Genomic DNA, 20893 nt, shown 5'->3' with positions numbered 1-20893 from the left:
CGCCACCGCGCCATACAAATGAACCCAAGCATTGTACATCAGAATGACTGAGGGTGTACCTATCACAGCTATAACTATCACTACCACCGAAGTGGTCGGTGCAGTTCAGCCTCAGCCACCATGCTGAGCACGAAACACTTTACCGGTAACAGTGGCAAATTGCAGGTCAAAAAGAGCGATGAAATGTTTTGTGCGGAAGTTTTAAGCACTTCAACTATCGCACGCCGCCAGAGAGCAAACTTTCATATATTTTAGCGTACTGCTCAACCATCCGTTCTGCCGTGAACAGCTGATCGAAACGCACTTTCGAGGCTTCACCAAAGCGTTTGGCCTCTTCTGGATTTGACCAGATTCGATCCATAGCAACGCGTAAAGCCTGCGGATCGGCAGGAGGAACGACTAATCCTGTCGATTCATCAATATTAATAAAGGTAGTACCTGTCCCGATTTCGCAAGAAATTAACGGTTTGGCATAGAGCGACGCTTCGATAAGCGAAATACCAAACGCTTCAGAGCGTAAATGAGAAGGAAATACCAGGCAGGTCGATAACTCGAGTAATGCCGCTTTATCTTCATTACTTAGCGCGCCCAAAAAGTCGATATTAGTGACGCCACTTTTACTAGCCTGCTCTTTTAACTCGTTCTCAATCGGCCCACCGCCGATAATTACAATCGGATACTGCGAGTTTTTGGCCGCTTCAATAAGAATATGCAGCCCTTTATAATACCGGAATGCGCCTACAAACAGGAAAAACCCATCTGGATAACGCTGCTGCCATTGCGCTTTAACGTCAGCGGTGGCGGTATTATAAAATTTGCTGTCAAGGCCGTACGGGATAACCTCAACCTTGTTTTTAAATCGCTGTAATACGCTGCTGCTTTCAACATAATTTGGCGAAGCGGCAACGATCACATCCATATCCCCCAAAAATTTGTTCATCAGTGGAGTATAGAGATTCAAAAGGAATTTTTGTTTGACGATATCCGAGTGATAACTTAATACGCTCGGTTTTTTAATGCGGGCCCCGTAATGCAAGAAGTCCATAAACGGATACGGGAAATGATAATGAATAATATCCGCTTTTTCGGCCAGCTTTTTGAATTCATTAAAGGCTTTGAGCGAAAAAGGCGTTGAGGCCACTTCAAGCTGCGTTTTGACGCGATAGCTTGAATGATTCTCGATGGGGCTCGGATTAGCGCCAATCTCATTATCGGTCAGCGTAAAAACGGTCGAGGATATTCCCCGCTGTACTCCGCCTTCGGATAATTGGTAGATAACTTGCTCAATGCCACCAAAGGAATCTGGATAATAGGTTTTATAACAGTGTAAGACGTTAATCATAGAGTTCCGAAACCTGCTTATAGGCTTGAAGGGTTTTATCAGCACAGTGCTGCCATGAGAATTTACTGGCCCTTTCAATGCCGGCAGTTATCATGCTCTGCTCTACCGAAGAGTCCTGAATAAGCAGATTTATGGATTCCGAGAAGCTGACAACGTCATAAGGGTCATGCATCAACGCCGCTTCGCCTACCACTTCTGGCAGAGAACTGGCATTTGAGCAGATAACCGGCACGCCAGATGCCATGGCTTCCAGAACAGGTAATCCGAACCCTTCGTAAATAGACGGAAATAAAAAACCTTTCGCTGAGGCATAAAGCTTGGGTAAATCCTCAGAAGCCGTGAAGCCCAGATATTTTAACCAACCTTCATCGGTGCCTTTTTTGAACAGCTTGAACAGCTCGTCGTTTTCCCACCCTTTATAACCACTAATCACCAGCGGATAATTTCTTTTTGTTACCGCATTAAGCCGGTCATAGGCCTGCAACAGACTCAGAATATTTTTACGCGGTTCAATAGTGCCCGTATAAAGGAAGAACTGCTTATAACCCAGCTGATACTTGTCTAATACCGACTGCACCTCGCCTTGCTGACGCGGAGCAAAAAATCCACTGCTGGCAAGAGGCGCAACCACGACATTCGCCGCCTCAAGACTAAAGTAATCAACTAATTCAGTCTTGGTATATTCTGAATCGGTAATTAATACCTTGGCGCGGGCCACCGTCTTTTTCAACTCTTTCTGCATTAAATGCACGCGACCAGCCGGGTGAAATTCAGGCCAGTGGAAAACTGAAAGATCATGAAAGGTGGCAACGCTTTTACCGATATTAGGCGGGATATAATAGTTGGGACTGTGGAATATATGTTCTTTCTGCTTATTAAGCACATAAGACTTGGCATATGGATAAGTGATTCTATAGATATCACTTACCAGACGGCTTTTTTGTAACTGCCTCTTCAATCCTTGTCCGCTATTACCCGTCTCGCTGGCTACGGGTAATGTTTTTGTGATTGATAAGCCATTGAGATATGACAGGTCAACACTCTGGCTGATTTCGAGCTGTTTACCCAGCTCGAACGCATAGCGCCCGATGCCAGTTAACGGGAACTTGATGCAGTCAGTGGAAAGGATTATTTTCAACATCAGTTATTTAGCATCCAACGTAGCGTCTCTTCCAACGCTATTTTCGTAGGCAGGACTTTACATGTTGCCTGAAGGCGACGTGTATCACCGCAAAGCTCTTTAATCTCATTCGGTCGGACAAACTGTGGGTTCACTTGAACATCAATCTTGTGACCGGTGATTTTCTCGCAAAGAGCAATAACGTCGCGCAGGGAATACATTTCACCCGAAGCCACATTAAAGGTGCCGCCGAAAGCCTGGGCATTAATTAATGCGTGATATACCGCCGTCACGTAACGCACATCAGAAAAATCGCGCCAGACGTCAATATTTCCCAACTCGATAGTCGGAGAACGTCTTTTGAAATGATCGACGATTTTAGGGATCAGGAAGTTAGTCGCCTGACCTTCGCCAGTATAATTAAACGGTCGCGTTATAATAATCGGCAGCTTGGCCGAATACATTTTCGCCACATATTCCATGGCTATTTTACTGACCGCATAATCATTGGCCGGATTCAGTTCCGTCGCTTCACTTAATCGCCCTTCTGCTGCATTACCATAAACATTGGCACTACTGGCAATTAATACCGCTTCTGGCTGATGTGAGCAGTCAACTAAGGCCTGTAACAGATTACGTGTGCCGCAAACGTTCACATTATAAAAGGCGTTAATATCGGCGTGGCCGACAAAGGCAATGGCGGCCAAATGCACCACGACATCAGGTTTAATCTTTTCGATAACCGCTTTTGTTGCATCGACATCAGTCAGGTCGACGGCTGCGTAATTAATCAGTGAGGAGGATGGCTGAGTTCCCAGGCCAAAGACCTGGAAACCGGCAGCCGATAATTCGGCTGCCATGAAATGGCCTGTAAATCCCTTAATCCCAGTGATTAAAGCTATTTTGCCATTTTTAGTCATTAGAAGGAGAAACCTTGTTTATTACGACGAAGATCTTCTTCAACCATCATTTTACACAGCTGCTCGAGCGTAGTTTTTGGTTCCCAGCCCAGAACTTCTTTAGCTTTAGCTGGATCACCGATCAGCAGCTCAACTTCTGCAGGACGGTAGAACTTAGGATTAACTTTAACCAGCGTTTTATTGGTCGCAGTATCAATACCCACTTCGTTTTCGTCTTTACCTTCAAAGCGCAATTCAATACCCACTGCTTTGAATGCCATTGAAACGAAATCACGTACAGTTTCGGTACGGTTGGTCGCTAATACGAAGGTGTCAGGCTGATCGGCCTGCAGCATACGCCACATACCTTCCACGTACTCTTTTGCAAAGCCCCAATCGCGTTTGGCATCCATATTACCCAGCTCGAGCACGTCTAATTTGCCCAGGTGGATTTTAGCAACGGAATCGGTAATTTTACGGGTGACGAATTCCTGGCCACGCAGTGGTGATTCGTGGTTGAACAAAATACCGCTGGAAGCAAAGATGTTATAGCTTTCACGGTAGTTAATGGTCATCCAGTGGGCATAAAGTTTTGCTACGCCGTACGGGCTGCGTGGATAGAAAGGCGTATCTTCTTTCTGCGGAATAGCCTGAACCTGACCAAACATTTCAGAGGTTGAAGCCTGATAGAAACGTACTTTCGGGTTAACGATGCGAATAGCTTCAAGCAGGTTTACCGCGCCAAGGCCGGTAATTTCGGCAGTGGTAATAGGCTGTTCAAATGACACACCTACAAAGCTTTGCGCAGCAAGGTTATAAACTTCGGTAGCACCGGTATTCTGCAGCAAACGAATACTGGCTGACAAATCGGTCAGGTCATATTCTGTCAGGTGCAGATTAGGATTACCTTTAATTCCCAACTCTTCAATACGCCAGAAGTTTACAGAGCTGGTACGACGGTAAGTACCGTAAACGGTATAGCCTTTCTCCAGCAGAAGCTCAGCCAAATACGCGCCATCTTGTCCGGTAACACCAGTAATAATCGCTACTTTATTAGTCATCTTGAAATCCATCTAAGTTTACAAATGTCATAGTTTATTGATTATCAATTAAAAGTGCATTGATAAGTTGTTGTGTACTTTCAGCTCGGATTAAACAAACTATTTAACCTGAACAAATGTATCCGCTTTCTTAAAATCACTTTTGGGTCTGCTAACTATAAAAACGCATTATAACTTTTTATAGGCTGAAACAGTTTCCTCGGCACAGCGTGCCCAAGAGAATTTTTTGGACTGGCTGATACCTAAATCCATTGCCCTTCTACGCCAAACATTATCTTCTATCGCGCGCTGAATAGCATGACTAAATCCATCAACATCCATCGGCTCGCACATTAATGCGCAATCCCCCACCACTTCGGGCAGAGAGGCTGCATTAGAACAAACCACTGGCACACCTGAAGACATTGATTCCAGCACTGGCAATCCAAACCCTTCATATAGAGACGGAAAAAGGAAAGTATTCGCTCCTGCAAATAGTAAGGGCAAGTCTTGTGATGCTACATAGCCTAAATACTTTATCCAGCCTTCATGTTCGCCGCGTTTAAACCGCAGATGAATTTCTTCACTACCCCAGCCTGCGTAACCGCACAACACTAACGGATAATGATCCCTGATTGAAATCGGTAATTTCTCATAGGCATCCAATAGTGTCACAATGTTTTTTCTTGGCTCGATGGTTCCGGTATATAAACAGTATTTGCCATGCTTCAGACCCACCCTTTGCATGAGTTCGGCAGTTTCACTTTCAGAACGTGGATAAAACTGTCCACTACTCGCTAAAGGTGTTGTATCAATTTTGTCCAAGGGATAGTTAAAATAGTTGGCGATTTCTTGACGGGAGAATTCAGATATAGTCAGTAACCTATCCGCCCGTTTAAGCGAAAGTAGCATCTCTTTACGCATAAATTTAATGCGATCGGCTGGGTGACATTCAGGCCAGGTAAAAATCGACAAATCATGAAAAGTGGCGATCGCATGGTCAACATTCGGGGGCAAAAAATAGTTAGGGGAATGAAAGACTGCATCTGTCGCCTGATTTATAGCTCTAGACTTTAACCAAGGATATATATACCGATAAGCGCTCGTAATTATAGGGTTTTTACGTAACACACTTCTCACCCGAGGCTCTACCGCTCCATTTTCGTTTGGAACAGGTAAATGCTCAACCAAATGGCGACCATTGAGGTAATGAAGTGTTTTAATTTCGGCGTTTGTTTCAAGTTGGGTTGCTAATTCAAGAGCATAACGACCAATTCCAGTTAGAGGATATTTAATGCAGTCTGACGCAAACACTAACTTCATTTTTACATCCTTCTGCAATAGTCTTTAAATTAAACATCTTTATTAAATGCCATAAGCCAGCACTTAACCAATCAAGGCGCCGAAAATGAATATCCCTGCGCCTTAATTGATGACGATAAATTATAAAGGCAATTGCTTGACTAGTAATTCAGTACTTTCTCGCCATGTTAGCCAGTTGATATCCGAAGATTGAGGGATATTTCCTGTTTTAGCATTTTCTATCCAGCTTAAGATCACATCACTCAACACGGCAGGTTCAGAACCATTAAAATATGTTGCGTTGTCGCCAGCAATTTCACGGAATACCGGAATATCCCGAATGATAACAGGCAGATCTTTCTGAGCAGCTTCGATTACTGGCAAGCCAAAACCTTCAGCAAAGGATGATACCAGTAAAGCACTTGATTGGTCATAAAGTAACTCAAGGAATTCGTCACTGATACCGTTGAGCCAGAATAGCTGTTTATTAAGCTGCGGATGTTGGCGGATTTTCTCTACCAATTCCTCAACGGCCCATCCCTGCTTGCCCACTATAATAAGGTTACATTTCTTACCCTGACGCCATAAAAGATCGAATGCTTCGAAAGCTTGTTGATAGCCTTTACGTGGCTCAATGGTGCTGACCATCAAGAAGGATTCACTTTCTTTCATGGTAGCTAAGATCTGCGTCGCATTTTCAGGCATACCTTTACTAGGCATGCTGGCATTGAGATCTGCACCTAAAAGGAAATTTTTCACAGTAAGGTACGGATTAATATGAATGTTCTCACGCTGTTGGTCGAGCCATGTGCGTACTTCTTCTGCCACGCTGTGTGAGATACAAACAAGCCCATCTGCATGTTGTGCCAAAGACGCCAACCAGCCTGGGAATACTTTTTGAATACTCTCAGCCGCCCATTTTGGTTGTGAAATTGGAATAATATCATAAACCACAAAATGGACTTGAGCCCCTGTGCGCCGAATCTTATCAAGATGAGCATTTAAATAAGGGAACAAATGAGCAGTTAAATCGAGCACTAACAGCAGATCACCCTTACTAAATAACACCGCATCATCCTGACCATGTGCGGAATCAAATTTCAAATTCTGGTATTTATTCGCGTAATGGTAGTTTTTGCCCATCTGGCAATATACAGGCCGTACATCATAATCTGGGAAACTCATATCCAGCAAACACGATAATACGCTTCTTGCAACACGCTGTATTCCCGTGCCGGCATCATGCTCAACCAATACAGAAACATCAACGAGCAATTTCTTTTTATGGCTCGTGAAACTATTTTGCGCTAATGCCCACGCAGTACCTAAACGGTCTTCATCGTTAAGTTCAGGAATAGCTTTGATATCTGCAATAACCTGCTGAAGGCCACTATGATCAAGTAAAGGTTTATTGACAGAAGTCTGCATGAGCGCTTTATCAAAGGCTTCAAGTGAAAGCTCGGCACTACGCTGCCAAGAGAACTTAGTCGCCTGGATTGCCGCATGAGCTACCAGTTTGGCATGGAATACTTCATCTGTGAGCGCTCGCTCTATAAGCGCAGCCATTGCGGGAGTATCTCTAGGATCAAACATCCCTTCTTCCCAGCCCATGACTTCCGGCAGACTGGTCGCGTTAGAGGTTATAGTTGCCCCTCCACACTTCATAGCTTCAAGCGGAGGCAAGCCAAAACCTTCATGTAATGAAGGAAATACGAAAAGTCGGCAAATATTATATAGACCAATCAAATCGTCATCGGTGAGATAACCAGTAAAGACAATCTGATGCATCGGCACGCCGTGTTTTTTTGCGACTTCCAACAAGTAGGTTCGGTTATGTGGCTTAATCTGACAGGCTAAAACAAGGCTATAATCCGCACGGACAGCTTCAGGTAACAAACCGTAAGCTTCGATAAGCGCATCGATATTTTTGCGAGGTTCAACCACCCCGATAGTCATTAAAAACTCGCCAGGTATATGATATTTTTTACGCAAACTTTCGCGGTCAGTATCACTCATATCCAAGATTCGGAATTCGTCGTCAACAGCTGAAGAAATATGTTGAATTCTTTCAGGCAACACTTGCGTATGCTTTTTAATTTCTTCTACTACAGAGTAAGAAATAGCTAATAGCCCATCAAAGTTCTCATATTCCTTAATTTTATTTATATAAAATTGCTTGAATAGAGCATCACTTAAATAGACAGCAGGATTGATCAATGGAATCAAGTCATAGCAGATACAAAATGTCTTCCAAGGATTATTATTTGAGGTTTGCGATACCACGAAGTTATCTGAAAAACCCTCAAAAAAGGAAGAAACAAAGACTATATCAGGACTGATATTAGCTATAGCATGTTCACGATTAATTTGTGCTGCTTTTAACCGTCCATGATTAGAAGTATCACTGAAATGCGTTGGCATGTGTGCTGAAAAAACATACATATCAGCCGGATCAATTAAGTCCTTATATATATTTTTTACCGCATTGATATTATCAATGTCGTACATGCCATTTATGAGTATCGAAATTTTATGCTGTGTTGCAAGACGAATAAGTGCTTTAGTTAAAGAAACAGTATAGCGACCAATTCCGCGCAAGCGACTTTCAGATTGACAACCTTGAAGGTCAATTAATATGTGCAAAGTATCTGTCCTCAAATTATTGTTATTTTAGCTTCGAGAAGATGTCTTTAACTTCTGGCGGAAGCAAGCTCATATCATGTAGCTGATTGACAAGATCCTGATGCTGTAAAATCTCCTCAGGTGAAGCAGCAACTTGAGGAATACTTTGTGCCTTCACATATATTTTTCTGGAGATTTTTTCCAGGCCTGCTTTCTTGACGCCCCTTACCAATTTAGCTTTTAGTTCTGGATGACGATTAAGCCTGTTGTTTAACGCAACTAGAATACGCTTGATAATTTGTTTCGAGCGATTCACTGGACCATGTTGAGCGACATATCTAATTTGTTGGCCAGCGACACGATAGGGCTTGGTCATTTTCCAGGAGCGACTAAATACAACGTGATGGTGGGCGGTACTAATATCGTTATATTCTCGCGTTTTTTGATCAAGTGCCGCTTTAAGGTGTTCGTTCTCGAGCTCCAAGGCTGCTTTTAATTGATCAGTTTTGACACCTAAGGCGGCTTCAAGTTCATCCCTTTCAAGCTCAAGAGCTGCCTTAAGTTGCTCTTTTTCATCCGTTAACTGCTTATTAGCTAATTCAAGCTGTTGGTTTTCATATTCAAGGCGAATTTTTTCTTCTAGAACGCCGCTTGTGCTAAACGCTTCTACTCTATCAAGATTATTTTTCAGTTCGCTTATCTCCTCTTGCATAGTCTGAACGCGAGCCAGTTGAGCGTCTTCTTTGAGGTGAAGTTTGTCATCATAAGCATTCGCAAGCTGAATCAGTGACACGCCATAATTCTTAGCGAAGGGGGTATCAAAATGAGCAAGGATCTCTTCATTGGCCGTTTTCTGGGCTACTACGCTGTAATCAGGGCTGACAGAAAGCAACACATCAGTGAGCGTAAACGTTTCATTCTCAAGACTAATATGTTCAGGCTCCTGCAAACGCATAATCTTTGTGCGATGGAAGCCTGAATACTCAGCTACGAACTCAAGCAGCTGATGAGGAATCGGTTTATCGTGAGTTGGATCCAAGTGGAAGGTATGCGTGCCAACCTGTAAGTTTTCAGCATTAGGCGTTTCTAATATCATCACCCCGCCCGGCTTTAATACCCGTAACGCCTCCGAGATAAGGCTACGGACGTTATCAAAACCAATATGCTCGACTAAGTGAAAAGAAGAAATTAAGGCGATTGAGTCATCAGGTAATTCTCTTAAGCTAGCAATCGCTTCTGCTTTTTCAGCTTTAAGATTTAACTCTGAACAATATGAGAGCATTCCATCATCGAGATCGACACCGCGAGCATCAAAACCCAATTTAGTGACCATCTCCAGCCATTCACCTCGCCCACAGCCAAGATCTAATGCGCTAGCATCCGGATATATTTCGAGTAATGGCGAAATAATCGGAATATAAGCCTCAAGGCGCTTGGCAATTAATTCACGAGAGCCACGGTATTTCTTTTCAAATGCGCTATAAAAACTATCTTTCATAAGTACACTCTAACTCCGTTTGCAGCCAAGATACTCCCATAAAGGTCGATTGCTCAATGTTAATTACATTGAATACCAGCGCAAGATCTCGCCACTCAAAATTATTATTGATATGAGTATCGCGGTCATGCAAGGCCGTAGCGATAGAAAAATTACCCTCACCTAGGTTCATTGGGAATTTATAATTGAAAGTGACTTTCTGACCTGCAGGCAAATCGTGAATAATCTCCTTCATATGATAGGAGTTAGTGCCGAAAACAACCTGCCCCAAGCGGTCTTTAATTTGGAAGCCTAATACTAGTTCTCTTATTGGGCGATGAATATCAACTTCAATCTTTAAGGTAACTAAGTCTCCAACGCCAATATTTTCTGATACCTTCCCGCTACTGTTGATAAAGGAGATAGAAGTGACGGTTGCATCGCCGTTACCAGAAATGGTCTGAATTTGACCGGTTTCAGTTTGCTCTTGACGAATAGTAACAGGATTGCCAGATTTCTCTGCCAGCATCGCGTTGTAATAATCCATAATTTCTTCAGGATTACCCTGCTTCTCAATGCGTCCTTTATTGAGCAAGATAGCGCGATCGCAAATTGACTGAATCGCCGTTTTATCATGTGACACGAGTAGAAGCGTAGTGCCCTGTTCGCGAAACTCACGGATACGCGCAAAACTTTTATGTTGGAAATAGGCATCGCCAACGGAAAGCGCTTCATCAACAATCAAAATATCAGGACGAATAGCCGTAGCAATACTAAAAGCCAATCGCACTTGCATGCCGCTTGAATATACACGAACCGGCTCGTCGATATAATCAGCTATCTCTGCGAACTCTTCTATTTCAGGCATGAGATCGGTAATTTGCTGGGAAGTCATTCCAAGCAATTGCCCAGACATGTAAGCATTTTGTCTGCCGGTAAAATCGGGGTGAAAACCCATACCTAATTCCAGCATCGCCGCAACACGGCCTTCAAGACGGATTTCCCCAGTCGTTGGTTTTGCCGTACCTGTGATTAATTTCAGCAGAGTACTTTTACCTGCGCCGTTAATACCAATAATACCAACAGCTTCACCAGGCTTAACCACAAACGAAATATCGTTAAGTATCCACTTGAGTTTATGATGCGATTTGCTGGTAGGTGATAACCACTCTACTAAGCGGGCAGATTTTGAAGGATATTGTTTGTAGGCTTTGCCGACTTTATCAACAGAAATAAAGCTCATTATAATTCATCCACCATGTCTGCAGAATGCTTTCTAAAAAGTCGCATTCCTAACGCACAAAAAATAATCCCGCATAATAGTACTGGCCATAAAGAGTACCAATCAGGCATTTTTTGATAAGCAAAAATCGATTGATAAGCAGCCATCAGACGCGCCATCGGATTGTACATCAGTATGTTGTGCGCCCAACTTGGCAATGAATTGAGAACATAGACTACGGGGGTGAACCAAAACCAAAATTGCAATAAGACGCTTACAAACTGGCCAACGTCGCGGAAGAAAACGTTCATCACGCCGAAAACCATGCCTAACCCAACTGAAAATAATAACTGTATAAATAGTAGTGGAATTATCGCAAGGAATAACGTACCTGGAAAACTTCCGCTAATCAGCAAAAAGATCACAAACAGGCTGAAAATTATCAGAAAGTTCATTACTGCTGATAACACCACAATGATAGGCAAACAAATTTTCGGGAAGTTAAGCTTTTTGATTAGATTAGAATTAGCGATGAAAACGTTTTGGCTTTTATCGATAATTTCAGTGAACAAGGTCCAGGTTAATACGCCGGAACAGAGGTAAATACTGTAAGCAAACGGACCAATCACGCCCGGCATTTTAGCTTGCATGACTTGAGAGAAGACAAGGGTATAAACCAAAATCATGGCGAGTGGTTGTAATACCAACCACAGTGCACCCAACATGCTGGTTTGATAGCGAGACTGAAAGTCTCGCTTCACGCTGCTTATAATAAAACCACGATAACGATATATTGCTAGTAGCAAATCTTTCACTGAGCAACCCCGCCCATTAACGCTAATATCTCAGCTGTTTTCTGGTTCATCAGCTCGGTATTACCTTTTGATTCCACGTTCAATCGGATAACAGGCTCAGTGTTGGAGCTTCTCAAGTTGAAACGCCAGTCGGCAAATTCAAGGCTGAGTCCGTCGGTGAAGTCTACGTTTATTGCATCGGATTCGTAGGTATCACGGATTCTCTGGATAACCAGTTTAGCATCGTCTACTTTGCGGTTGATTTCGCCGGAAGCCGGGAATGCGGCCATGCGATCTTTTACCATGCTGCTCAGTGAGTGACCTTTTACAGAAACCAGCTCGGCCACCAGCAACCACGGGATCATTCCGCTGTCGCAGTAAGCGAAATCACGGAAATAGTGGTGAGCACTCATCTCGCCGCCATAAACGGCGTCTTCGCTGCGCATGCGTTCTTTAATAAACGCGTGGCCCGTTTTGGACATAATTGGCACGCCGCCGGACTGCGTCACAATATCCTGCGTGTTCCAGGTTAAACGCGGGTCGTGAATAATTTTTTGGCCCGGGTTCTTTTCAAGGAATGCCTGACCCAGCAAGCCGACAATATAGTAGCCTTCAATGAATTCGCCCTGCGCGTCAAAGAAGAAGCAGCGGTCAAAATCACCGTCGAAAGCAATACCCATATCGGCCTGATGCAATTTAACGGCTTCGGCAGTATCGGCACGGCATTCCGGTAATAATGGATTAGGGATACCGTTAGGGAAGTTACCGTTAGGCTCATTGTGCACCTTGATAAAGGTCACGGGCACATTGTCGCGTTTAAAACGGCGTTCGATTTCGTCGATAACATGACCAGCTGCGCCGTTGCCCGAGTTAATCACCAATTTCATTGGCTTCAAGGCAGAGGCATCAATATAGTTCAGCAAGTGGTCGACATAATGCTCAAGAATATTAATTTGCTGATACGCCCCGCGTTTAGAAGACTCAGGTTCAGCAAACGTATTCTGCTCGGCCAGTTTTTTAATATCCAGTAAACCGGTATCGCCACTGATTGGCTGGGAATTCTTACGCACCAGCTTCATGCCGTTATAGTTCATTGGATTATGGCTGGCAGTCACTTCTATTCCGCCATCCATTTCAAGATGGAAAGTCGCGAAATAGACTTCTTCAGTGCCGCTTACGCCAATATCGTAAACGTCTGTACCGGCATCCATCAGGCCATTTGCCAGTGCGAGTTTCAGCTCTTCACTTGTTAGACGAACATCGCCGCCTAAAACCACTTTCTCGGGCTTCAGGTATTCACCAAATGCGCGCCCGATGCGATAAGCAATATCAGTATTTAACTCTTCGCCTAATTTGCCGCGAATATCGTAAGCTTTGAAACAACTCAATGTACTCATTCTTGCCTCGTAATATGACTACGACTGGAGATTATAACGACCGTATTGATCCTGGATACGCACAACATCGTCGGCACCTAAATAAGAGCCCGAGCTTATTTCAAGCAGCTCAAGAGGGATCTTGCCCGGGTTTTCCAACTTGTGTAACGAACCAATTGGAATAAATGTCGATTGGTTTTCAGTCAGTAAAAAGGTTTTCTCGCCAATCGTCACTTTGGCAGTACCGGCCAGAATAACCCAGTGCTCGGCGCGATGATGGTGCATTTGCAATGAGAAGCTGCCGCCCGGAATAACGGTAATACGGTTCACATTAAAGCGGTCTTCTGCGACCACGGCATCACAACGGCCCCATGGACGATAGATATCGCGGTGATGGCGATATTCGCTGCGCTCATTTTCCTTGAGGAATTCTACAACCCGTTTTACGTCTTGAACTTGAGATTTATCAATAACCAGCACAGCATCTTTGGTATTCACAATCACCAGATTCTCAACGCCAATTGCCGCTACCAACTTTTCGTCAGTATTAATGTAGCAATTATTGGTATTGTGCAGGAATACGTCGCCGGTCAGGGCGTTCTCTGCATCATCTTTACTGTTAACTTCCCACAGTGCCGACCATGAACCTACGTCGCTCCACTCTGCCGATAAAGGCACTACCATCGCGTCATGGGTTTTTTCCATTACTGCATAGTCGATGGATTCATCAGGACAGTTGGCAAAGGTCTCTTTATCGACGGAGATAAAATCTGAATTGGCATGGGTATTGGCCAAGGCTTGCTCGCAGGCTTCAAGAATATCTGGACGGAATTTCTTCAGCTCCTGCAAATAACGCTGGGCGCGGAACATAAACATGCCGCTGTTCCAATAATAGTCGCCCGTTTCGATGTAACTTTCAGCGGTCGGTTTATTAGGCTTTTCAACGAAGCATTTTACTTTATAGCCTTCATTATTCTCGCCGATTAACTCACCGCGCTGAATATAGCCGTAACCCGTTTCCGGACCTGTTGGCACAATACCAAAGGTGACCAGACGATCGGCTTCGGCGAAAGGAATTGCGGTTTCAATCGCGGCATGGAAGGCATCAACGTTATTAATAACGTGATCGGCTGCCAGAACCAGCATTACCGGATCATTACCGTCTTTAACGGCATTGATTGCGGCTAGGGCAATGGCAGGCGCGGTATTACGCCCCATCGGTTCCAATATAATGTTATTGGATAACTTTTTGATTTCGCGTAACTGTTCTGCAACCAGAAAACGGTGTTCTTCATTACAGATGACTACCGGCTCGCTAACGCTCAGATTATTAAGGCGCAGCAGGGTCTCTTGCAACATTGAATTCTTGCTGTGTAATCTCAAGAATTGTTTTGGGTACATTTCACGCGACATAGGCCACAGACGACTCCCTGTGCCTCCCGCCATAATGACCGGAAGTATCATTTTTTAATCCTTACAGAATTGCTAATTTTTCAAATATAGTGATAAACAGCTAATTGAATAAATTGTGGACCAAAATCCGCACGCTACCGCCCTTGGCATGTAGCAACCAAAGTACTGGAAAACCTTTTGCATGTTGGGCCGACGCGGCGAGTAACCTGTGTCTACATCTCGAAAACCATTACAACCAAAAGCGATTTTAATTCAATAAGTTAGTGCAAAACTTATTGAATATTTCTAAATATTGCCACCGCATAGTAGCATCACCGTCACGAATTTTCTTCCGGAAAGCTCTCGTTGTTTTAATACTCTTTATTTAGATCAAAGTATCATTCGAAAACGTTATGGAAGAAGCTTAATGCTTCAAACCTGCTTTGTTCATTTTGGTTTAATTTTGTGCAATTTCTAATTACGTATAAACGAAAAATGGAAAGCCCATGACCTGGTGCTTTCCATTTTCGAGACAATCAGTGCATTACTTGGCGGTGAACTCTTCCAGCCACTGTTTGAATGCTTCACCGGTGCCTTTATGGCGGATGCCGTATTCAACGAAAGCTTTCATGTAACCCAGTTTGTCGCCACAGTCGTGGGAACGGCCAGTCATGGTGAACGCTTCAACGGTCTCTTTCTTCATCAACAGCGCGATAGCATCGGTCAGCTGAATCTCATTGCCCGCGCCGTAAGGCGTCACTGCCAGCAGCGGCCAGATGTCTTCATTGAAAACATAGCGACCTACTACGGCCAGGTTGGAAGGCGCATCTTTACGATCCGGCTTCTCGACAATTGCTTTCATTGGAATGCTTTTGCCCGGTTCGCCTTCAACGCCGTTGCAGTCAACCACGCCATATTTAGAAACGTCTTCTTCCGGAACTTCTTCAACCATAACCTGGCTGTGACCGGTTTCTTCGAAACGACGCAGCATGGCGGCAAGGTTATCTTTGCGCAGATCGCAGGAAACTTCGTCCATCAAAACGTCTGGCAGAATAACGGCGAAAGGTGCATCGCCAATCAGCGGACGTGCACACAGAACCGCGTGACCCAGACCTTTGGACTGGCCCTGACGCACGTTCATGATGGTGACGCCTTTCGGGCAGATTGACTGAATCTCTTCCAGCAGTTGGCGCTTGACGCGAGATTCCAGCATGCTTTCAAGTTCAAAAGAGGTATCAAAGTGGTTTTCGATAGCATTCTTGGACGAGTGAGTGACCAGGATGATTTCTTTAATGCCGGCAGCAGCACATTCGTTAACGATGTACTGAATCAGTGGCTTGTCAACGATAGGCAACATTTCTTTTGGAATGGCTTTCGTTGCAGGCAACATGCGGGTACCAAGACCGGCTACAGGGATAACAGCTTTTAACATTGTAAGAGATACTCCTCAACACCATGAGATTAAGTTCAGTCTGCAGAAACCCAAAGAGGGTAACGCTGCTCCGTACTGAAGTTTCTTAAATTTGTTTGCTACAAAAATCTTTTACCACGCTCTAAAATCACTTAAGCAAAGTATAGACCGTCGTCTTAAATTTAGTAGGCCCAAAACACAGGTCCTTTTCTGTAAAAAGGCGTTGGCTTATAGTTGCTTAATAACTAGGCAATCTTACCCAGTAAACATTTCGCCTTCGTTAGTAAGATAGCAGTATCTTGAACAACACTGTAACCTAAAGCCCTAAATTTAAGATTGTTACCTACCAATCGTCGTGTTTTTGAACAAATCCCCTGCGTTTTTTGAGCAGCGCCGAGTCCTGCTCTGCCTTGTCTAGCTCACTGATTTTAAATTTGAATTTTTCCCAGCCTGCGGCCATTATTCATCAGGCGGACTCCCCCGCGTTTTCAAGGTTAATAGCGTTATGGAATGGATCGCCGATCCGTCAATCTGGGCCGGGCTGGCTACCCTGGTGGTTCTCGAAATTGTACTTGGTATCGATAACCTGATTTTTATCGCGATCCTTGCCGACAAGCTGCCTAGAAGCCAACGCGAACGCGCTCGCGTTACCGGCCTGCTGCTTGCGCTGGTGATGCGCCTGATTCTGCTGGCCTGCATTTCGTGGCTTTCTACCCTGACTCAACCTTTTGTTACCCTTTTCTCTCACGCCTTCAGCGCCCGCGATTTAATCATGCTGACGGGCGGGATATTCCTGCTGTTTAAAGCCACAACCGAATTAAACGAAAGGCTGGAAGGTAAAGACGAGGAGGATGGACAACAAGGCAGCCGCGCGCGCTTCTGGCCCGTTGTGGCGCAGATTGTGGTGCTCGACGCCGTGTTCTCGCTCGACTCCGTAATCACCGCCGTCGGCATGGTCGACCACTTGCCCGTGATGATGGTAGCAGTCTGTATCGCGATAGGTTTAATGCTGCTCGCCAGCCGTCCGCTGACCCGCTTTGTTAACGATCACCCTACCATCGTTATCCTTTGTTTAAGCTTCTTGCTGATGATTGGCTTTAGCCTGGTGGCTGAAGGCTTTGGTTATCACATTCCGAAAGGCTATCTGTACGCCGCGATTGGTTTCTCGGTGATTATCGAAATGCTAAATCAGTGGGCGCAGTTCAATCGCCGACGTTTTCTTTCGTCACGTCGTTCCCTGCGCGAGCGCACGGCTGAAACCGTATTACGCGTGCTGCGCGGAAAGCATGACGACGCCGAGCTCGACGCTCACTCGTCTAATATGATTGCCGATATAGATAAAGAACAGGATGCGATTTTCAATCAGCAGGAACGGCATATGATTGAGCGCGTACTCGGATTGGCGCAGCGTTCGGTGAGCAGCGTGATGACCTCACGTCACGACGTCGACAACCTCGAGCTCAGCGAGCCGCTGGAGATGCTGACTCATCAAATTGCCGAAAACTCCCACACCCGAATGTTAGTCACCGAAAACAGTGCCACAGACTCGCCATTAGGGGTGGTTCACGTTGTTGATCTTCTCCGCCAGCAGTTGCTGCATAACAAGCTGAACTTGAAGGCGATTATCAAGCAACCGCTGATATTCCCGGAGCAGCTTTCCCTATTGGCGGCGCTGGAACAGTTTAAACAGGCCAAGACGCATTTCGCCTTTGTGGTCGATGAGTTTGGCTCGGTAGAAGGCATTGTGACCCTAACCGACGTGATGGAAACCATTGCGGGCAGCATGCCAGAATCAGCGGCAGCGCTGGATGCTCGTCATGACATCGTTCAACTGGAAGACGGCAGCTGGATTGCCAATGGCTACATGCCGCTCGACGATCTGGTGATGTACATTCCGTTGCCTATCGAAGAGAAACGCGAATATCACACCATTGCCGGATTACTGATGGAATACGCGCAGAATATCCCGCAGGAAGGCACGCAGCTGCACATCGATAACTACATTTTCGAACCGCTGGAAGTGAATAGCCATCGCATTTTGAAAGTGAAAATCACTCCGCTCAAAACGCTGGAACCCGATTACGAAGTGTAGGAAGTCCAAGAAGTCATAGAAGAATAGAAGAATAGAAGAATAGAGTTAGAAACGAAAACGCTGCACGGAAAAGGAATTTTCGTGCAGCGTTTTTTGCTATCAAGCGTTATCGATTAACAATGCCGAATGCTTATCTAATGAAAACCTACAGCTTGTCGATCAATGACTTTGCCTTATCGCTCTCTTTCTTGCCGGCATTCTTGTCGATCCAGTTTTGGATCGCGCTACGAGCATCATTTTGCAGCTGCTGGCGCAACACCTGATCGGCTTTCAACTGATAGTTAAGCTGCTTCCACGGACCAAACACCCGCAGCGGAATATCGGTTTTCTGTAGCGTGGCGATCAGCGCGTTGTCGCCCTGCCAGCCGCCAGTGACTCTAACCAGAAGATTCATGTCCGCCTCTTCGTTCGGGAAGTTAATCTTGCCCTCACCTTTAACGTTCATCATCTCTGACTCGGCCGCGAGATTGTTCAGCGACAGCACGCCGTTGCGCAGATTACCGTGGGCATTGAGCTGCTTGATGTCGGAGTAACGATCGTAACGCTCCATGCCCTGCACTTTGTTACTGCTGCGACTTACCGCCTGCTGCACCAACTGCTGGATATTGAGGCCGTTAAGATGCGCGTTAGCCATCGACAGCTCCGCGTCGCCCTGCCAATTACTGTTGAAATCGGCCAGCGAAAGACCTTTGCCACTCAGCTCGCCCTGCATGGTGAAGCTGCCGGTCAAGGCCTGCGGCAGATTGTAAGCTCGCAGCAGGTCGCTTAATTCGATATTTTGTAAATCAGGGGTGAAATTCACCTGCAGCTGTTTTCCGGTGGCATTTAGCGTGCCCGGCAACGCAAAGGTGCCGGTGCCCAAATTACCGGTCAGGGTCGAAAGCTGCACGTTGCCCGCGCGGTTCGTTGCCTGCAAATCGAGGTTTTTAATGTTGAGGCCGCGATAGGTTAAATCGACGGCTTTCAGCGCCACCTGTGCATTAAAGCTGGTCAGCACGCTTAGACTGTCCTGCTCGGCCGCCATGTCCCGCGCGATAACCGGCGCAGAGGTGACCGCCTGTCCCTTTTGCATCGTGCTGTCGGTGCCCCTCGGCTGCCAGCCGGAAATAGCATCGAGGTCCATCTTGTCGGACTGCAAATTCAGCTGGTAACTCGGCATGTCGTCGAGCACCGCCTGTCCGCTGCCAGTCAGCTGGTTGTCGTTGGCGGTCAACGCCAGCTTGTTCAAGGTGACGGTATTACTGTTTTGCAGATACTTGGCCTGCAAACTTCCCTGCCCGCTAATACCCTTGCTCGGCACGTCGGCACCGGTGAGTGTATAGGTCAGGTTACTGATGTTGGCGGCGTATTGGCGCGGATAGTTCTGCATATCCAGCGTCGCGTTGAGCTTGAGCGTCAGGTCGCGCTGGTCGCGATTAATGCGGCTTGAAAGCTGCACCGTCGCCTGCCGACGATCGTTTTGTTCCATCTGCAAATTAATATCGCGGACGTTAATCTGGTCGCTGTTGCCGCGCTGCCAGATAAGCAGGCTATCGGCGACATCAAGCCGACCGATATCAAACTTCCAGCCGTGCTCGGCGTCGCTGACATTTTGCGTGCTCGAGGAGTTGGCCGGCGCAATCGGCGCATCGGGCTCGTTGGCTTCGCTGTCGGGCGTTAGTCGAATGACCGCGCTTTTCAGCATCACTTGCTTAACCGAAAGCTGATGCGAGAGCAAAGGCAGAAGACGGACATCGAGACGCATATTCTCCGCGCTCACTACCGGATCTTTCGCGCCGGGTGCAGTGAGTGAAGTTTGACCCGCCAAAATGCTCAGCTGGGGCCAGACGTGCCAGCGAAGGTCGCCATCGATAGCCAATTTGTAACCGCTTTTTTGTTCAACGCGATTGACCATGTAATTACGGAAGTCGTTCGGGTTAATCAGAAAAACCAGCGAGGTCATACCGGCGATCAGTACCACCAGCAAAATAACCAACGTTGTCACTAATCTCTTCATGCCATCCTCTTGTAATTTGCCTGCCCTTGCATCCTGCCAGAGCGTATTAGTCTTTATCTATACGGCTGGCGACCGCACTCTGCTGGTCACGATATTTCGCATCCTGTCGACTATTATAAGGACGCGCCGCCGGACCCGACAAAGGTTCAAAGCTCAGCGCGCCAATCAGCATGCCCGGACGCAGTGCCAATGGCAGCTTACCTGAATTATAGAACTCAAGCACAATGCGGCCTGACCAGCCCGGATCGATACGATGGGCCGTAACGTGAACCATCAGGCCCAAACGTGCCAGCGAGGAGCGGCCATCGAGCCAGCCGACCAGATCGTTTGGTAAAGTGACCACTTCCAACGTTACCGCCAGCGCCAGTTCGCCCGGATGCAGGAAGAACGCTTCGCCTTCAGGCAACACGATTTCATCACTCATCACGCGATCCAACGCCGCGCCAACTTCATCTTTTGGCCCGCTCAGGTCAATAAAACCGGCATTGTGGCCCAAGAAAACGCGAAAACCGTTGCCGAGGCGCACGTCGATGGTTGCGCCGTTAATGCGTTCGACGGGTGGACGCGGCAAAATGCTTAAACTGCCTTCGTCCAAGGCTTTCTCTATGTCCCTATCACACAATCTCATGGTTATTTTCCCTCTTCCCGCGTACTCGGGCTTGTCTCGGCGTTGGCTGCGTTCGTTCGCCCGACTCACTGATTTATGTCAGCTCATCGGGACTCGCTCGCTTGCCGCCTTGATACAAACCCGATGACTTGGGGTTGCTTATGTGTTGATCAGTCAAAAGAATAGTTAATGGTTAACTTT

Annotated in this window: 15 protein-coding genes; 1 reads left to right on the top strand and 14 read right to left on the bottom strand. The window is 46.0% G+C overall.

Annotated features, from left to right (window positions below; all coding sequences use genetic code 11):
* Positions 1–214 precede the first annotated feature (214 nt).
* The 12 genes from SC206_RS21725 to galU form a co-directional block, all read right to left on the bottom strand.
* On the bottom strand, positions 215–1342 hold the full coding sequence (locus tag SC206_RS21725; RefSeq protein WP_332740892.1) for a glycosyltransferase family 4 protein: 1128 nt from the start codon (positions 1340–1342) through the stop codon (positions 215–217).
* Positions 1335–2483, bottom strand: a complete 1149-nt coding sequence (locus tag SC206_RS21720) for a glycosyltransferase family 4 protein (protein WP_332740749.1) — start codon at positions 2481–2483, stop codon at positions 1335–1337. Before SC206_RS21720 ends, SC206_RS21725 begins: the two co-directional genes overlap by 8 nt.
* Positions 2483–3382 carry a GDP-mannose 4,6-dehydratase gene (locus SC206_RS21715; RefSeq protein ID WP_332740747.1) on the bottom strand — a complete coding sequence of 300 codons (900 nt, stop codon included), beginning with the start codon at positions 3380–3382 and terminating at the stop codon, positions 2483–2485. The genes SC206_RS21720 and SC206_RS21715 overlap by 1 nt, the downstream gene beginning before the upstream one ends.
* Positions 3382–4422 carry a GDP-mannose 4,6-dehydratase gene (gene gmd, locus SC206_RS21710; RefSeq protein ID WP_332740746.1) on the bottom strand — a complete coding sequence of 347 codons (1041 nt, stop codon included), beginning with the start codon at positions 4420–4422 and terminating at the stop codon, positions 3382–3384. The genes SC206_RS21715 and gmd overlap by 1 nt, the downstream gene beginning before the upstream one ends.
* 168 nt (positions 4423–4590) lie before the next feature.
* Entirely contained in the window at positions 4591–5724 is a 1134-nt protein-coding gene (locus SC206_RS21705; protein ID WP_332740745.1) for a glycosyltransferase family 4 protein, read from the bottom strand.
* Between the two features lie 120 nt (positions 5725–5844).
* Positions 5845–8346 carry a glycosyltransferase family 4 protein gene (locus tag SC206_RS21700; protein ID WP_332740743.1) on the bottom strand — a complete coding sequence of 834 codons (2502 nt, stop codon included), beginning with the start codon at positions 8344–8346 and terminating at the stop codon, positions 5845–5847.
* Between the two features lie 22 nt (positions 8347–8368).
* A complete protein-coding gene (locus SC206_RS21695; protein ID WP_332740741.1) occupies positions 8369–9823 on the bottom strand; it encodes a class I SAM-dependent methyltransferase in 1455 nt (484 codons plus the stop codon).
* Positions 9813–11045 carry an ABC transporter ATP-binding protein gene (locus SC206_RS21690; protein WP_332740739.1) on the bottom strand — a complete coding sequence of 411 codons (1233 nt, stop codon included), beginning with the start codon at positions 11043–11045 and terminating at the stop codon, positions 9813–9815. The genes SC206_RS21695 and SC206_RS21690 overlap by 11 nt, the downstream gene beginning before the upstream one ends.
* Positions 11045–11839 carry an ABC transporter permease gene (locus tag SC206_RS21685; protein ID WP_332740737.1) on the bottom strand — a complete coding sequence of 265 codons (795 nt, stop codon included), beginning with the start codon at positions 11837–11839 and terminating at the stop codon, positions 11045–11047. Before SC206_RS21685 ends, SC206_RS21690 begins: the two co-directional genes overlap by 1 nt.
* Positions 11836–13215: a phosphomannomutase CpsG gene (gene cpsG / locus SC206_RS21680; RefSeq protein ID WP_332740735.1), complete on the bottom strand. Its 1380-nt coding sequence runs from the start codon at positions 13213–13215 to the stop codon at positions 11836–11838. Before cpsG ends, SC206_RS21685 begins: the two co-directional genes overlap by 4 nt.
* A gap of 18 nt (positions 13216–13233) precedes the next feature.
* Positions 13234–14658 carry a mannose-1-phosphate guanylyltransferase/mannose-6-phosphate isomerase gene (locus SC206_RS21675; RefSeq protein ID WP_332740733.1) on the bottom strand — a complete coding sequence of 475 codons (1425 nt, stop codon included), beginning with the start codon at positions 14656–14658 and terminating at the stop codon, positions 13234–13236.
* 472 nt (positions 14659–15130) lie between these two features.
* The gene (gene galU, locus SC206_RS21670) at positions 15131–16018 is read right to left on the bottom strand and encodes a UTP--glucose-1-phosphate uridylyltransferase GalU (RefSeq protein WP_332740731.1); all 888 of its coding nucleotides are present in this window, start codon (positions 16016–16018) and stop codon (positions 15131–15133) included.
* A gap of 484 nt (positions 16019–16502) precedes the next feature.
* Between galU and SC206_RS21665 the strand changes: the two genes are divergently transcribed.
* Positions 16503–18089 carry a TerC family protein gene (locus SC206_RS21665; protein ID WP_332740729.1) on the top strand — a complete coding sequence of 529 codons (1587 nt, stop codon included), beginning with the start codon at positions 16503–16505 and terminating at the stop codon, positions 18087–18089.
* Between the two features lie 145 nt (positions 18090–18234).
* On the opposite strand, the gene asmA is transcribed toward SC206_RS21665, so the two are convergent.
* Together asmA and dcd are read right to left on the bottom strand one after the other, a co-directional pair.
* Entirely contained in the window at positions 18235–20085 is a 1851-nt protein-coding gene (gene asmA / locus SC206_RS21660) for an outer membrane assembly protein AsmA (protein ID WP_332740727.1), read from the bottom strand.
* Between the two features lie 46 nt (positions 20086–20131).
* Entirely contained in the window at positions 20132–20713 is a 582-nt protein-coding gene (dcd, locus tag SC206_RS21655; protein WP_332740725.1) for a dCTP deaminase, read from the bottom strand.
* Positions 20714–20893: the final 180 nt, after the last annotated feature.

The organism is Rouxiella sp. T17, from assembly GCF_036663475.1.
Taxonomy (GTDB): Bacteria; Pseudomonadota; Gammaproteobacteria; order Enterobacterales; family Enterobacteriaceae; genus Rouxiella.
The sequence above is the reverse complement of the archived record's forward strand: the minus strand, read 5'-3'. Positions and strand labels throughout refer to the sequence as shown.

What these genes read in the sequence shown, in the direction of transcription:
- SC206_RS21725 (WP_332740892.1), bottom strand. Translation starts at nt 1,342, where the DNA reads ATGATTAACGTCTTACACTGTTATAAAACCTATTATCCAGATTCCTTT.
- SC206_RS21720 (WP_332740749.1), bottom strand. Translation starts at nt 2,483, where the DNA reads ATGTTGAAAATAATCCTTTCCACTGACTGCATCAAGTTCCCGTTAACT.
- cpsG (WP_332740735.1), bottom strand. Translation starts at nt 13,215, where the DNA reads ATGAGTACATTGAGTTGTTTCAAAGCTTACGATATTCGCGGCAAATTA.
- dcd (WP_332740725.1), bottom strand. Translation starts at nt 20,713, where the DNA reads ATGAGATTGTGTGATAGGGACATAGAGAAAGCCTTGGACGAAGGCAGT.
- SC206_RS21665 (WP_332740729.1), top strand. Translation starts at nt 16,503, where the DNA reads ATGGAATGGATCGCCGATCCGTCAATCTGGGCCGGGCTGGCTACCCTG.
- gmd (WP_332740746.1), bottom strand. Translation starts at nt 4,422, where the DNA reads ATGACTAATAAAGTAGCGATTATTACTGGTGTTACCGGACAAGATGGC.
- galU (WP_332740731.1), bottom strand. Translation starts at nt 16,018, where the DNA reads ATGTTAAAAGCTGTTATCCCTGTAGCCGGTCTTGGTACCCGCATGTTG.
- SC206_RS21675 (WP_332740733.1), bottom strand. Translation starts at nt 14,658, where the DNA reads ATGATACTTCCGGTCATTATGGCGGGAGGCACAGGGAGTCGTCTGTGG.
- asmA (WP_332740727.1), bottom strand. Translation starts at nt 20,085, where the DNA reads ATGAAGAGATTAGTGACAACGTTGGTTATTTTGCTGGTGGTACTGATC.
- SC206_RS21695 (WP_332740741.1), bottom strand. Translation starts at nt 9,823, where the DNA reads ATGAAAGATAGTTTTTATAGCGCATTTGAAAAGAAATACCGTGGCTCT.
- SC206_RS21705 (WP_332740745.1), bottom strand. Translation starts at nt 5,724, where the DNA reads ATGAAGTTAGTGTTTGCGTCAGACTGCATTAAATATCCTCTAACTGGA.
- SC206_RS21690 (WP_332740739.1), bottom strand. Translation starts at nt 11,045, where the DNA reads ATGAGCTTTATTTCTGTTGATAAAGTCGGCAAAGCCTACAAACAATAT.
- SC206_RS21715 (WP_332740747.1), bottom strand. Translation starts at nt 3,382, where the DNA reads ATGACTAAAAATGGCAAAATAGCTTTAATCACTGGGATTAAGGGATTT.